This is a genomic window from Gardnerella sp. DNF01189 (assembly GCF_049244195.1).
GTDB classification, from domain to species: Bacteria; Actinomycetota; Actinomycetes; order Actinomycetales; family Bifidobacteriaceae; genus Bifidobacterium; species Bifidobacterium swidsinskii.
On the sequence record NZ_CP058385.1, the window covers coordinates 158,793 to 173,713 of the forward strand.

The 14,921-nt window shown below is 39.3% G+C and carries 9 protein-coding genes; 5 read left to right on the forward strand and 4 right to left on the reverse strand.

Annotated elements, in window-relative coordinates:
* Nucleotides 1-130 precede the first annotated feature (130 nt).
* Complete coding sequence (locus HXT41_RS00710; RefSeq protein WP_041160485.1) at nt 131-1,573, forward strand: MFS transporter; 1,443 nt, start codon at nt 131-133, stop codon at nt 1,571-1,573.
* 154 nt (nt 1,574-1,727) lie between these two features.
* Here the strand turns inward: HXT41_RS00710 and hrpA are convergent, their stop codons facing one another.
* Both hrpA and HXT41_RS00720 read right to left on the reverse strand, forming a co-directional pair.
* Nucleotides 1,728-5,813, reverse strand: coding sequence for an ATP-dependent RNA helicase HrpA (gene hrpA / locus HXT41_RS00715; RefSeq protein WP_421788732.1), 4,086 nt, complete (start codon nt 5,811-5,813; stop codon nt 1,728-1,730).
* A 62-nt stretch (nt 5,814-5,875) separates the two neighbouring features.
* Complete coding sequence (locus tag HXT41_RS00720) at nt 5,876-6,574, reverse strand: class I SAM-dependent methyltransferase (RefSeq protein ID WP_116994811.1); 699 nt, start codon at nt 6,572-6,574, stop codon at nt 5,876-5,878.
* 264 nt (nt 6,575-6,838) lie between these two features.
* Between HXT41_RS00720 and hflX the strand changes: the two genes are divergently transcribed.
* From hflX to HXT41_RS00740, 4 genes are all read left to right on the forward strand, one after another.
* Complete coding sequence (hflX, locus tag HXT41_RS00725; protein ID WP_119504550.1) at nt 6,839-8,293, forward strand: GTPase HflX; 1,455 nt, start codon at nt 6,839-6,841, stop codon at nt 8,291-8,293.
* A gap of 143 nt (nt 8,294-8,436) precedes the next feature.
* Nucleotides 8,437-9,399, forward strand: coding sequence for an L-lactate dehydrogenase (locus HXT41_RS00730; protein ID WP_004107125.1), 963 nt, complete (start codon nt 8,437-8,439; stop codon nt 9,397-9,399).
* A gap of 125 nt (nt 9,400-9,524) precedes the next feature.
* A complete protein-coding gene (locus HXT41_RS00735) occupies nt 9,525-11,009 on the forward strand; it encodes a sensor histidine kinase (protein ID WP_004110792.1) in 1,485 nt (494 codons plus the stop codon).
* Between the two features lie 186 nt (nt 11,010-11,195).
* Complete coding sequence (locus HXT41_RS00740; RefSeq protein ID WP_004110789.1) at nt 11,196-11,468, forward strand: WhiB family transcriptional regulator; 273 nt, start codon at nt 11,196-11,198, stop codon at nt 11,466-11,468.
* 6 nt (nt 11,469-11,474) lie between these two features.
* Here HXT41_RS00740 and HXT41_RS00745 read toward each other — a convergent pair whose 3' ends face one another.
* Together HXT41_RS00745 and HXT41_RS00750 are read right to left on the reverse strand one after the other, a co-directional pair.
* A complete protein-coding gene (locus HXT41_RS00745) occupies nt 11,475-13,298 on the reverse strand; it encodes an FtsK/SpoIIIE domain-containing protein (protein ID WP_076002780.1) in 1,824 nt (607 codons plus the stop codon).
* 235 nt (nt 13,299-13,533) lie between these two features.
* A complete protein-coding gene (locus HXT41_RS00750; RefSeq protein ID WP_064621658.1) occupies nt 13,534-14,832 on the reverse strand; it encodes an LCP family protein in 1,299 nt (432 codons plus the stop codon).
* Between the last annotated feature and the right edge of the window lie 89 nt (nt 14,833-14,921).

The window sequence follows — 14,921 nt, forward strand, 5'->3', positions numbered from 1 at the left end:
GATTGAGTAGCTACGCGCGAAGAATTTGTTGCGATTAACTTTAGATTGTTAGAGCAGATTGATTTATTTGCAGTAGTTTTCTGCATAAATATTTGGAATTATTAGGCTGTTGTAGGGGAGTAAGACGGTGATGATTGGGACTAAACGATTTGATTGTTCTTCTGTGGATCCTTATGATGACCCAGAAAAGCGCGATAAGGTTGCTGTTCGTGCGTTAATACTACTGCTTATTACATTTGTTATTAGCACCTTGTGCTTGCAAGGTTTCAATCTTGTTTATAAACAAGTTGGTATAGATGTGAAAGCTGTTGATCAAGCGCCTCTTATAACTGGTTTACCTGGCATTATTTTAGGAATTGTATGCTTTATTTACGGTTCTTTAGGCGACTTTGTGTCATTAAAAAAGCTAGTAACTATTGGATTAACATCTTTGTTTATAGGCTCAGTTTTTGGATTTGTAGCTAATTCTTGTTTTGAGCCAAATTTGTGGACAGTTATTGCTGCTCGTATTATGCAAACAACTGGTGAACAAGTAGCAGGTTCATCATTCTTAGTAATTGCAACAAAATATTTGCGAAATGATTTGAAAGTTATCTTCTTCGGATTATTTACAGCATCGTACCAGCTTTCTGCATGTATTGGAGTGTTTTCAGCGGGATTGTTAAGCTCTATTGCTTGGCAATATTTATTCTTAATTCCAGCATTAACTATTCTAATATTGCCGGCATTATTGCATTATTTACCAACAAAAAACGGCAATGGTAAAAAAATTGATGTTGTTGGTTTTACAGTCTTTGGATTTGCTGTTGCATCTCTTACATTGTTCATTTCATACAGAAACTTGTTGATGCTTATTTCAGCAATTATATTGTTTATAATTTTTGGTATTTACATTAGTAAAGCTAAAGAGCCGTTTGTTACACCAGCTTTCTTTAAAAATATTCGTTGGCTTTCTGGCATAATTTTGATGGGCATAATATACTTCACAAATTATTGCATAAGCCCACTGTTCAATAGAGTTGGAAAAACTTTGTATAACATGACTACTTCACAAGTAGCTTCTTATTTAGTTTGGGCTTTTATTGTTGCTGCAATATTCGGTTCATGCTCAGGCTTAATAATTAGTCGTATAGGAAGAAAAACAGGTTTATTATTAGCAATATTGTTTATACTTTGCGGATGGATTGGTATTGCAGTATTAATAAATTCTGGATTCTTGGCTATAGCTTTGTGTGCATGCATTTATTATGCAGGTTGTGGAATGGTGTATTCTCCACTGGCCTCAACAATTCTTTCATCTCTTCCAGTTGAAGAATCTGGCAGAGGGTGCGGAATGAATGATTTAGTTATTAGTGTTTCTGCGTCTGTTGGTGTAGTAATTTTTGACGGAATATTAGATAAAAACATGCTGAGTGGAAATTCTATAACGGGTGCTTCTGGTATTTCGTCTGGATTTGCAAACATATCTCTTATGTGTGCTGCTGTTGCATTATTAGGAATTATCGTATTTACATTCAGAAACTTTATTACTAAAGAAAGCAATGCAATTGAAGTAAACGAAGATCAAGAATAAGACCAAAATAATAGTAAAAGCAAAAGCAATAGAATTATAATTGGCAATAGCTTAGCAACTGTGCAAATAAAGTTTGTTTGCAACGTTATGAGCAATATTGTTTACAACATTGCAAGCGCTAAGAAAAAATATATGCATATATGCGAAACAGCTTTCACCTTCCGTCAATCATCTTTCGCATGCGTTGTATGCTAATCGGATATGCAGTTCCCAATTCTTGCGCCCAAAGAGATACATAGAATTCTTCGCACATCCAACGTAATTTCTCAGCGATTATTTGTGACTCGTCATGTGCTGGTCCTGATGGGATTTTCTGAGCGTCTTCTTGAGCTTTTACTACAAGCTTATGTGCTTCATCTGCCTGCCAAGCCCAACGTACGTCACGGTTTTTGTCTGCCTTAGCTTTAGTAAGACGAATCACGTCTGCATGCAAGTAGCGTTCAATACGAGGCAGAGAATCAGATGGAGTTTTGGCAATAAACCCTTCGTATACAAGACTTGCAGTGTGTTCGCGGATTGATTGCAACACTGAAAGCAAAGGCAAATCTGCTTTGCCAGAAACAGCTTTACTAACTTCCGCATCACGCTTTAATATAGCAATCACATCGTGAGCTACATCGTATACCGTATCCTCGTATATTTCGGAAATGTTGGCAACAGTTTCGCGTAATAAATTGTCGTCAGTAATATTATCTGTGTTCGCAATTAGTCGTTTTACTGCAGCCATTTGCAAGTCTTCTGCTAAAGCGTTAGAAGTTGAATAAGGTGCAGATGCGAGCATTAAAGATTCAGCGCCAAGCCAGCGAGAAGTAATACGCTTATTGTCTAAATGCAACATGTTTAGCGCACCCTGCCATACCATTTGCGCGCGCGAAAGATTTGTAGCGCCTGATTTGTGCAATAAATCAGCTCTTTCTACAACGTTTCCAGCTTGAGCTGCTTTACTTGCTTTACGATTTACAACCGCTCGCGCAGATTCTTGAGCTTCTTTTGCAAAGCGTTGTTGCAATGCAATTAATGACTTATCTGTTCCAAGAATTGTAGGTTTTACGCGATTAGAGTACTTGTTACGACCTGCAGGTTTATTGCGACTTTCGTTAGCTTTTCTCTCTTCAACACTAAACGTCATGCGCAAGTATGGTGAGAGTCTGCTTATTTGCTCCTCGTCGAAAACTTCAGGATGTATTTGCGCTCCAATTACACAAATTGCAGCTTTAGTGAAAACTTCTCTAAAATCTTGCCATTCGCTTTTTATATTGCTTTCTGTTTCTCCAGTCCCAGGAAGCTCGTCGTAATGTTCGTCAATCCAAGAGCGAATTTTTTGAGCAGTATCAGGAGCTGGAACAAACTGTACTCGTAGAGCTTTAGGCAAAGATTTAATCATGCCAATAATAAGCTCATCTAATAAACCTGGAACATTCCAAGTAAATTCTTCAGGAGTTAAGCGCGAAAGTACGTAAAGCGGCACATGCACAGTTACGCCGTCCAAAGGATTAGCTGGATCATACACATAACTTAAACGCAACCTTATAATCTGACCATCTGTACCAACTGTATCCCAATGGTCAGGATAGTCAGCTAAATCAGTACTTTGCGTAGTTTGTAAACGTTCAACTTCATCGGGATTAAAGTCTAACTTGTGTGGATTTTCTTCGCGGTTATCTTTCCACCATTTTGCAAGAGCTGCAATAGTAGTTGCTTCTTGAGGAATGCGAGTGTCGTAAAAAGTAAATAAATCTTCGTCGTTTACAGTTTCGCTTATTTGACGAGTGCGATTTGCTTGATTATCTGCATCTTCAAGCACATTGTGATTATTTAAAATAAACTCATCGTGTGCAAAACGCTGTTGCACATCTGCTTCAACTAAGCCTTGACGAATCATAATCATTCGAGCTTCGTAAGGATTAACTCTAGTCCATTGAACTGTGCGATCTTGAACAATAGGCAATCCGTATAGTAATACTTTAGATTTTGCTACAGCAGCACCTTTAGAAGCACTCCAATGAGCGTCAGAATACGTGATTCTAGTAAGATTTTTAGCAAGAGGCTCAGCCCACGCAGGATCGACTTGTGCGCAATATCTTGCCCAAAGTCTAGATGTTTCAACTAATTGCGTACACATAACCCATGAAGGAGTTGTTTTCGAAATAGATGAAGCTGGGAATATTGCGAATCTTCCTCCGCGTGCGCCTTGATAGTCGTTTTTAGCCATTTTTTGAGCGCGTTTCATAGCTCGAATTTTTGCTGATCCATGCAAATTAGCAAAATCTGAAGCTTTTGGTTCACGCACTACTTGCATTCCCAACATAGAAAGCAATCCTGCAAGCATCGACGAGTGTATTCCTTGCGAATCCCAAGAGCAGCACAAGCTGTGAGCAGCCTGTTGATTATTAGGAAGCTGACGAATTTCCAAAGATACTCTTTTAGATGGAATAGGCTCGCCAACTTTATAATGCAACTCTTTACACAAGTCTTGAAGTTGATTAACTAAATCTTTCCACTGTTTTAAACGCAAAAAGTGGAAGAATTCCGCTTTACAAAGTTTGCGAAGAGCATTATTGCTCATATTTCCGTCTGCTTGGAAAATATAATCCCAAATATTTAAAGCAGTTAAGAAATCGCTTGTTTCATCCGCATAACGATTATGAAGTCTATCCGCTTCTTCACGCTGTTCTTCAGGACGCTCGCGAGGATCTTGCAAACTCAAAAACGCAACAATTACCAGCACAGCTGCAAGAGTATTCGGAGTTGTTTTACGCGCCGCTTCAATAATCATGCGTCCTAAACGAATGTCAATCGGCAATTTAGAAAGCTCGCGGCCAATATGAGTTAAAGTGATGAAACCTGTTTTTCTACTTATTGCGCCAAGCTCGTTAAGCTCATTAAAGCCATCGCTTACAGCTTTCATATCAGGAGGGTCAATAAAACCGAAATTCGTAATATCTTCGCCAGTTTTAGCAACACCAACCGAAAGCATATGCAAAACTACTGCACCAAGAGAAGTGCGCAAAATTTCAGGATCGGTAAAACGAGGGCGAGTTTCGTAATCTTCGCGCGAGTAAAGTCTAATAGCAATTCCGTCCGCGATTCGTCCGCATCGCCCAGAACGCTGATTTGCGCTCGCTTGAGAAATTGGCTCTATAGGAAGTCTTTGCACTTTTGCAGACTTAGAATATCTGCTAATTCTCGCAAAACCAGGATCGACAACGTATCGAATCCCAGGAACAGTAAGCGAAGTTTCAGCAACGTTCGTAGCAATAACAATGCGTTGATGAGAGTGATGTTCAAATACTCGATGCTGATCTTTTGCAGAAAGACGCGCAAAAAGCGGCACTATTTCAATAGCATCAGCTCGCTTCATATCACTTGCTCGAGTGCCAAAATATGAGCGTAATCCTGCTTCAAACTCTCGAATATCGCGCTCGCCAGAAGCGAAAACCATAATGTCGCGCGCGCCTTGCTCGTGGTTTGAATGAATCACTAATTGAGCACATGCGCGAGCTACTGCAGATGTCATATCTTCATCTGTAATATCGTCTCGATTATTTTCGTTAGATTGGCTTTCTGCAACAGTTTCCTCATCCATTGTTATGTCTGCAAAGCCGGGGACGTGTTGCATAAGTGAAGGCGCGGATCCAAGCGGCTCATAAAGAACTCGCACAGGGTAAGTGCGTCCAGAAACTTCAATAACAGGAACTTTTATGTGTAAAGCTTGCTCAAAATGTTCACGGAATTTTGCAGAATCTATTGTTGCTGAAGTAATAATCAGCTTCAAATCGCGTCTTTGCGGAAGTAAAGTCGTTAAATATCCTAGCAAAAAGTCAATGTTAAGACTGCGTTCGTGAGCTTCGTCAATAATAATCGTGTCGTATTTAGTAAGAAGAGGATCTCGCTGAATTTGCGCAAGTAAAATACCGTCAGTAACAATTCGAAGCTTTGTTTTAGGTGAACTTTCGTCGGTAAATCGCACTTGATAGCCGATTTCTTCGCCTAGTTTTACTTCCATTTCGTTTGCGATTCGCTCAGCAACAGTGCGTGCAGCTAAACGGCGAGGCTGAGTGTGCACGATTTGCTTACCTCTTCCGCCTCTTCCAAGCTCAAGCACCATTTTTGGGATTTGCGTAGTTTTACCGGAGCCAGTCTGTCCGGAAACAATCACGACTTGTGAAGACTTAATTGCTTCTATTATTTCGTCGTGTGCTGCGCAAATAGGAAGCTCAGCAGGGTAGTCGAATTTCATAGTGTATATTTCTTTTCGTAGATTTTTGCTTTTTAGTACTTCTTTAGTATTAGTACGTTTTATTATTTCGTTTTTATTACTTCTATAATTCGGTATCCTTTAGAACTTGCATATTTTTCAACGTTGTAGTTTTCGCCAAGATTTGCAGCAAGCCAAGGAATAAGTGAGTCTGAGCCAAGATTTTTTTGCACAACTAAGTAAGCTGCTCCTCCTACTTTTAAACGCGGAATCCAAGTCATCAAAATGTCGTGCAACATTTCTTTTCCAACGCGAATTGGGGGATTGGACCATATGAGATCAAAATTATTAAATTCCAAAGTATTATTTTCTTTTAAAGCGTCATCTACTAAAGAAGTGCGAATATGCTTTAAGCCAGCGTTTTTTGCGTTTAGCTCAGTAAGCTCTAGCGCGCGCTCATTTACATCTACAGCTACAATCTCAGCTTCTGGAGATTCTAAGCCCATTGCAATGCTGATAGGCCCCCATCCGCATCCAATATCAAGGAATTTGCCATTTTCCGGTGGTTTTGGAGCATGTTTTAGTAGCACAGACGTGCCTAGATCAAGCTTAGAAGCACTAAATACTCCGTTTGAAACTTGTACAACAGTTTCATGATTTCTCAAAGTTACATGTAACGTTCTTCGCTCATCGCAAGATGATGGTGTTGCAGAAAAGTATTGTTCGCCACTGATTTTTTGCGTTTTTTCTGATTTTGGTGATTTGGTTTTATCGTATTGTTTAAATTGTTGATGACTGTCCATGATTTCGCTCAAAAATACCGTATTTCGCCTATAAATTTAGATTTATTAATATACTTTTTTCTATTGTATCTTTATTTACATATCATACATATATGTTGTGTTCATATATTGTCGTCTCAAGTTACCATAATAAGACAAACGTTGTAAAACGCTATTTACAATGAAATAGAGGAGGGACAGTTGGCGGATAGTAATGTGGCATCCGGGCGAGATGATGTGCTTAATTCAAACGATTTTTCCTCCCTCGAAAATGATTCTAATAATATGAATGAGCATAATCTCACCAATAATGCAGTGCTTTATGCTCATTCGGATGTGCTTCTAGACACTACTTCTGACAGTGAAAAGCATGATGAAGTTTGGCAGGAGCGTGAATCTCGTAATGCTTTAAAGCGAGTAGCTGGTCTTGGCGAATTACAAGATGTTACCGAAGTTGAGTATAGAAAGCTTCGTCTTGAGCGCGTTGTGCTAGTAGGAGTGTGGTCTAGCGCAAAAGGAACTCTTGCTCAAGCTGAAGAATCGTTGCGTGAGCTTGCAGCGTTGGCACAGACTGCTGGTGCTGTTGTTTGCGATGGCATGTTGCAACAAAGATATAGGCCGGATGCTGCAACTTATGTTGGTTCAGGTAAAGCGCGTGAGCTTGCAGCAGTAGTTGCTCAGCATGATGCGGATACGATTATTGTTGACGATGATTTACCTCCTAGCCAGCGTAGAGCTTTAGAAGATGCGACTAAAGTTAAGGTTGTCGATCGCACTGCTGTTATTTTGGATATTTTTGCTCAGCACGCTACAAGCCGTGAAGGTAAAGCTCAAGTTGAGCTTGCTCAATTGCAATATATGCTACCTAGGTTAAGAGGCTGGGGTGCTGCTCTTTCTAGGCAGGCTGGTGGTAGAGCTGCAGGAGATGCTGGTATTGGTTCTAGAGGTCCTGGCGAAACTAAAATCGAAATGGATCGTCGAGCTATTCGCAATCGTATTTCTAAACTTCGTCACGATATTGCGAATATGGCACCTGCGCGCGATGTAAAACGTGGTTCTCGTAGACGACAAGATATTCCAACTGTAGCTGTTGTTGGATATACGAATGCTGGCAAGTCGTCTATTATAAATCGCCTTACTGGATCACAAGAATTAGTAGAAAATGCACTGTTTGCAACTCTTGATACTGCAGTACGTCGTTCTCAAACTCAAGATGGTAGAAGCTATACTTTGGTAGATACTGTTGGTTTTGTTCGCAGACTTCCAACTCAACTAGTTGAAGCATTTAAATCCACTTTGGAAGAAGTTGGACAAGCAGATGTTATTTTACATGTAGTTGACGGTTCGCATCCAGATCCTATTTCGCAAATTAATGCAGTAAACGAAGTTCTCGCTAATATTTCTGGTGTAGAAGATATACCTCAAATTATGGCATTGAATAAATCAGACATGATGAGTGATGCTGCGCGAGAACGTTTTTCTTCTCTTTATTCTGATGCCGTTATTGTTTCTGCATTTAGTGGCGAAAATTTGCAAATATTGCGCAATCGTTTAGAAGAATTGTTACCGTCTCCTCGTGTTCGTGTAGATGTAACTTTGCCGTACGAGTTTGGTGGATTATTATCAAAAGTTCGTGAAAATGGTGTAGTTGAAAAAGCAGAATATGTAGATTCGGGGGTTGAACTTATTGCTTGGGTTGGACCATCGTTAGCTGCAAAACTTATGAAAGTAGCGTTGTAATAATAAATTCCGGTGGTGCGATTAGAGTAAAGGTGTTCATACCAAAAGCTCTTAATGTGAGAGCAGCCCTTAGTAATGCATAAATCGTGGTATTTTGTGTGCTTATAAGGGTGTGATAGGTTGTTGAAAAGAGGTTTTTGCTCATGGTGAGTTCGCAGGTTAAGCCAACTAAGCTTGCAATTATTGGTGCCGGCGCGGTCGGATCTACTCTCGCTTTCGCTGCTGCTCAGCGTGGTGTTGCGCGTGAGATTGTGCTTGAAGATATTGCTAAGGAACGTGTTGAAGCTGAAGTTTTGGATATGCAGCATGGTTCTAGCTTCTATCCTGCAGTTTCTATTGCCGGTTCTGACGATGTGGAAATTTGCCGTGATGCTGACATGGTCGTGATTACTGCTGGTGCTCGCCAGAAGCCAGGTCAGACTCGTTTGGAGCTTGCAGGTGCCACTATCAACATCATGAAGTCAATCATTCCGAACGTTGTGAAGGTTGCTCCTAACGCAATTTACATGTTGATTACTAATCCTGTTGATGTTGTTACGCACGTTTCTATGAAGCTTTCTGGTCTTCCAGCAAACCAAATGTTTGGTTCTGGTACCAACCTTGATTCCGCTCGTCTTCGTTTCTTGATTGCTCAGCACACTGGCGTTAATGTTAAGAACGTTCACGCATACATTGCTGGCGAACACGGTGACTCTGAAGTTCCACTGTGGGCTTCTGCAACCATTGGTGGTGTTCCAATGTGCGATTGGAACGCTCTTCCAGGTCATGAGCCACTTGATGCTGCTAAGCGCGAAGAAATCCATCAGGAAGTTGTTAACGCTGCTTACAAGATTATCAACGGTAAGGGTGCAACAAACTATGCTATTGCTATGTCTGGTGTAGATATTGTTGAGGCTGTTCTTCGCGATACTAACCGCATTCTTCCAGTGTCTTCTTTGCTCGATGACTTCCACGGCATTTCTGATGTGTGCATGTCTGTGCCAACATTGCTTAATCGCAATGGTGTAAACTCTCGTCTAAACACTCCAGTTTCTGATCGTGAGTTGGCTGCTTTGAAGCGTTCTGCTGAAACTTTGCGCGAAACTGCTGCTAAGTTTGGTTTCTAGTTTTAAAGAGTAATTTATAAATTATTAAACCGCTTCTTCTTTTAATTGAGGAGGAGCGGCTTTTCTTATTTAAAACAACAACATACCTCACAGAATTTTCTGTGAGTTCGATATATTATTACATTATGGCTGATTTTTCTAACATTCTTGCTACTCGTCCTGATTTTAATGACAGTGATCGTGAGTGGCTTCACCATTTGGTGGTCGATTGGCAGGTTATTGCAGATTTGAGTTTCGCAGATTTGCTGCTGATTATTCAAAATGGTGACGGTGATTATGTTGTTGCTGAACAATGTCGTCCTTCAACAGCTATTACTTTGCGTACTGATGATTTGTTAGGTAAAAAATTAGATGATTCTTTAGTGCCTGAGCTTAATGAGGCGATGAAATCTGAGACAAGTTTCCACTCTTCGACCTTACGTTCTATTGGTAGAGCTACTGTATGCTACGTTTATGCTCCAGTTCGTCATAGGGGTAAAACTCTTGGATTGGTTATGCGCGAAACTAATTTGGCAACGCGTGAATCTAATGGTCGTTATGAAACTGAAAGTATTAATGCTGGTAAGACTTTATTTGACATGATTCCTCGTGAACAATTCCCATATCGTGAATCTGTATTAAATCAACGACATAATGCTCGAGTATCCGATGGTTTTATTGTGCTAGAAGACGATGGAATAGTTCGTTATGCTTCCCCTAATGCCATTAGTTGTTTCCGCAGACTTGGCGGATTAAACACTATGCAAGGTGAATATTTAAGCGAATTTGGCACTAGGTTGTTGCATACGAACGATAATGTTCCCGAAAGTTTACCTCTTGTATTAACTGGAAAAGCTGATGTAGATTGTGAACTTGAAGCGAACCATTCTATAGTTTCCATGCGCTCCTTGCCTCTGTGGGGTCCAAATAATCGTGTTGGAGCTGTAGTGTTATGCCGTGATGTTACTGAAGTTTTGCGGCGCGAACAAGAATTGCGTACTAAAAATGCCACTATTTCTGAAATACATCATCGCGTAAAAAACAATTTACAGGCTGTTTCTGCTCTTTTGCGTTTGCAAGCTCGTAAGACAAAATCTATTGAAGTTAGAAAAGAACTTGAGGAAGCTCAACGTCGTGTGCAAACTATAGCACTAGTTCATGAAGGCTTGAGCCAAACTGCTGACGAAATTGTTGATTTTGACAAAGTTATTTCGAGTTTGTTGAAGATGTCAATTGAGTTGGCGTCTCAGAATCAAAATATTGATATTGATTTTGTTGGAAAATTTGGCAGATTAGCAGCTCAGGATGCTACACCATTATCTCTTGTTTTAACTGAGCTAGTGACGAATGCAGTTGAACATGGTTTTGAAGGTCGTGAAAAAGGTCATATTCGTATTGCAGTTGGTAGGGGCGGAGACAATCTTAATATTGTCGTTGAAGATGATGGAGATGGTATAGATAGTGAGTCTTCTCATGGAATGGCTAAACCATCTGGCTCTGGCCTTGGAACGCAGATTATAAACACATTTGTCACTAACGATTTTGGTGGTACAGTTCGTTGGTCTCCTCGAAGAGAGGGCGGAACTAGGGTAGTGTTAGACATTAAATTGCGCGTATCTGGTATTGAGTAGCTTTAGTAAAAATTGTTTTCCAACGTGCATTAAATGTTATACATTTAGTGTAAAAAGTACAGGAACAATTAAAATTGCTAATAAAGATGCAAAATACCTTGAAAAAACTTTCTTTTCATGATTTCCTTACATTCAGGGGAACTTCTAAAGCTCACCGTTGTAGGTAAGAAATGAGGATAATAATTCATGAGCAACTCGTTTGATTGGCGCACAACAGCAGCATGTAGTGACAAAGATCCTGAACTGTTCTTTCCTCTTGGAAGTGCTGGTACAGCAGTTCAACAGCTTGAAGAAGCAAAAGCAGTATGTCGCTCATGTGATGTTGCAACAGAGTGTTTAAAATGCGCATTAGAAACTAACCAAGATTACGGTGTGTGGGGAGGATTAAGCGAGGATGAGCGTAGAACTCTAAAGCGTCGAGCAATGCGCGCACGTAAAAATCAAGATGCGTCACTATAGATAATTTTATTCTAGGTGCACTATTTGAGTTAAACTTGCTGATCCTGGAGTGATTAAAACACATCGTCCTGGAAGTTGATAGTCTTCAATATCAAAACTTTTAGATAAAGCAGAAGGTATTCCAAGCATTGTATCTGTGCCCACATCTCCTGTTGGAAATATTATCCTCACTGGTGCTTGCTCAGGTAAACGTAAGTAGCGAGAAGTGCTAGTGCTCATAATAACTGGGCATTGTTTACTATTTAATCTTTTTTGAAAAGCAATAGCAGTTTGTCTCGTATTTAGCGGATCAAGCAATTCATCTGCATCGTCAATAATGATTGGCGTATTTTCGTTGTAAATGTTATTAATGTTTTGTTCATATAGTGATTTTCCTGAATATATTGGCAGGTTTAAAGTTTTAGAAATTATTTTTAATATTGTTGTTTTGCCTTGTTTCCTACTACCAATAACAGCTATATTCCCAAGGTGAATTGGTAATAGAGCAGGATATAAGTGTATGGTATCGTCTTGTAACCCAATAATAATATGCTTCGTATAAAATTCTTGAGTACGTAAACTTTGAGATATTTTTTGCTCCGAATTTTTGTATTTGTAATTATTTGAATACTCTGCAAGTTGTTTTGCTGAAAGAATCGACGGCAATGGTTTGCTAAATAATTCTGGAGAATGATCATGATGGCAGAATCTACCAGCTAACTGTATTGCTCGTACTAAATGTGCGGGATTGCTGCTTTGAGCACATCGCAAAGCTTCTACTCCTTCTCCAATATTGTAATATGCGGCTCCTGGCGTATTTGGGCTTATTCTAGCTGCATGCGCTGTTCCTAATAATTCTTGCGATTGCATTCCGTCTCTAACTCTCAAGCAAATATTAATAGAAATATTAGCTTTCATATCTGCGCTTACTTGTGCGAGTGGATTTTGAGTTCCAGCAATAATATGCATTCCCAAAGATCTGCCTACTGATGCAATTCGTATAAGACGAGGCATGTAGTCGGGAAGTTGATCTTTTAGAGCATGAAATTCGTCAATAACAATAAGCAATGAAGGTTCAGCTGGGGTTACTTGTGCAATATTATTACATCCATGATGAGCTACTAGTCTTTCTCGTCTATTTAGTTCTAGTTCGAGACCTTTTAGAGCGCGTATTGCGTGTTTAAGATTTAAATCTCCCACATTTCCCATAGCATGTGGGAGTTTAGATAGTATGTCAAAAGTTGCTCCTCCTTTAAAATCCATAAAAACAAACCGTAGCTGCTGCGGACCGTATTGAAAAGCCAAAGCTAAACACCAAGTCGTAAGAAGTACTGATTTACCAGAACCAGTTGTTCCAGCAACTAAAGCATGTGGCCCATTGTTAATTAAATCTAAATAGCAGTAGCCATTATTACTTATTCCAAGTGGAGTTATAAGGTGTTTAGTTTTTGAATTAGGCAAGTAGTTATAAATATTTGTATTTAGATTTTCCTTCATACTATTGGATTTGTTTTTTATGTCGTATGTTCCTGCATTTTTTAGCCATGTTTGCAATACTTCTTTCCAGTGATGTTGCGTATTAGAAATTGCATTTCTTCTCATAAGTAATGTTTCTAAACTTACTGGTGTAATAGTATCTGGCAAACTTTCTACAGTTTGTTGATTATAAGTTACGTTATTTGACGATTGCGTAGTGTTTAATAATTGAATTTGCTGATTTTGTTGAACATTTTGAACAGAATTTTTCTCAGATATGTATTGAAAAATTTGTGGAATAAGACTTGCTATGTACATCATAATGCTTGGAATAATCATGGTTAGCATCATCCAATTATCTTGCATCCATGCCATTATAGCCAATGCTACGTGAGCGAATATGGGAACTATACTCGCTGTCATCTGTACATGCATAAGTACTTTAGTTGTAGACATTCCTGTATTAGATTTGTTACTCATAAATGTATGAGACAATATTTTTGATTTTTGTGCAATACTTATGCAAGATTGTGGTTAAAAGATACGAGTTTAGTGCTTTCTAAGTTGTGGTATCTAATTGAAGTGTTGTTTACACAACAATACTTCGAAATTATTGTTGCTCTGCAAGAGTTCCAACTGATCCAGGTTTATGAGTTCCTGATGCAAGTTGGTTGAATAAATCTAAGTTTTTAGCATCATCGAGAAGCACGGATGAACCAACTCCTGGAACTTGATAATCAGGATTCGTCCAATATATTGTTCCAGATATGCCTGACGGCCCAGTTGCTTCTTTGAATGCTTGAGCCATTTCCCATAATGTTCCTGGATTGGTTTTCTCGTCAAAAATAACTGAAGCAAGTCCCGTTTCAGCAAGTTTTTTTACTTTTCCAAAATTCAATAAGGTATTGTGATCTAATGCTTTTTTCATAATAGCTGCAATAACCATTCGTTGACGTGCAGCTCGTCCAAAATCAGATTCTGGATCTGCGTATCGCATTCGCGAAAATGCCAACGCTGTATTCCCATCAACGTGATGGCATCCAGAAGTCCAATTTAACCCGCTAAACTTATCGCTTACTGTACGGTTGTAGCATAAATCAATGCCATCTATAGCGTTAACAACATTAGTAAGACCGCCAAAACGTATTTCTGCAACATGGTCAATGCGATGACCTGTAATTTTTTCTATTGCTGCTGTTAATGCTTTATTTCCAGCTGCTTGCGCAACGCTATTAATTTTTACTTGTTCGCCATTTAAAGAAACAAGAGAATCTCGAGGAATAGAAATTAGAGAGCTGTGACCATTGCTCGGCTTTGTCAATACAAGAATAGTATCTGTTCTAAATCCTGTTATCTCTTTAGCTTCTTCGCCTTCTCGTTGATCAGAACCAAGAATAAGCCATGCTTTGCCTTGAGTGCTAGGAGTACTAGTAAGCCAAGTAGTGCGGTTAATTCTTGAGTCAACCCAGTTCCATGAATATACCCCAAAACCAGTTACACCTATTGCCAGAACAACAAAAAATGCAATAAATGCATGTAAAATTCTGTGCGGTTTGTGCGGTAGTATTTTTGCTGTACTTCCAACTGCTTTATTTATAGTTGTTGGAATACGCATTTGTGAAATAGAACTTGTGCGCGGTGCTGGTCTTGGTTGCAATTGCGATGTGTAAGAAACAGGTCTAGAAGAACATTGTTCTGGACTTTTTAAGATTCTTGTTCTTTGAGTTGTAGGCGCAAAAGACGGCGCTTGTGATGGAAGTGCATTAGACTCTATTTTGCCTCTTTTTACGCGTTTTGGAGTGAAACTAGGAGGCACGTTCGAGTTAGATGAATCGTTATTATGAGAAGGAGTGAAGATAGGTGGGTTTATATTATCTTCAGAAGGGTCCTCATACAATCTCGAATTCATTCATCCTCCAAAATAAGCATGTATCTTCAATGACTATGAATACATAATATATAAATTTTATGTTCGTACATTATATATTCATAGATTAC

Excerpts from the sequence above, each read along its gene's own strand:
- HXT41_RS00710 (WP_041160485.1), top strand. The coding sequence starts at position 131 with ATGATTGGGACTAAACGATTTGATTGTTCTTCTGTGGATCCTTATGAT.
- hrpA (WP_421788732.1), bottom strand. The coding sequence starts at position 5,813 with ATGAAATTCGACTACCCTGCTGAGCTTCCTATTTGCGCAGCACACGAC.
- HXT41_RS00720 (WP_116994811.1), bottom strand. The coding sequence starts at position 6,574 with ATGGACAGTCATCAACAATTTAAACAATACGATAAAACCAAATCACCA.
- hflX (WP_119504550.1), top strand. The coding sequence starts at position 6,839 with ATGAATGAGCATAATCTCACCAATAATGCAGTGCTTTATGCTCATTCG.
- HXT41_RS00730 (WP_004107125.1), top strand. The coding sequence starts at position 8,437 with ATGGTGAGTTCGCAGGTTAAGCCAACTAAGCTTGCAATTATTGGTGCC.
- HXT41_RS00735 (WP_004110792.1), top strand. The coding sequence starts at position 9,525 with ATGGCTGATTTTTCTAACATTCTTGCTACTCGTCCTGATTTTAATGAC.
- HXT41_RS00740 (WP_004110789.1), top strand. The coding sequence starts at position 11,196 with ATGAGCAACTCGTTTGATTGGCGCACAACAGCAGCATGTAGTGACAAA.
- HXT41_RS00745 (WP_076002780.1), bottom strand. The coding sequence starts at position 13,298 with ATGGCATGGATGCAAGATAATTGGATGATGCTAACCATGATTATTCCA.
- HXT41_RS00750 (WP_064621658.1), bottom strand. The coding sequence starts at position 14,832 with ATGAATTCGAGATTGTATGAGGACCCTTCTGAAGATAATATAAACCCA.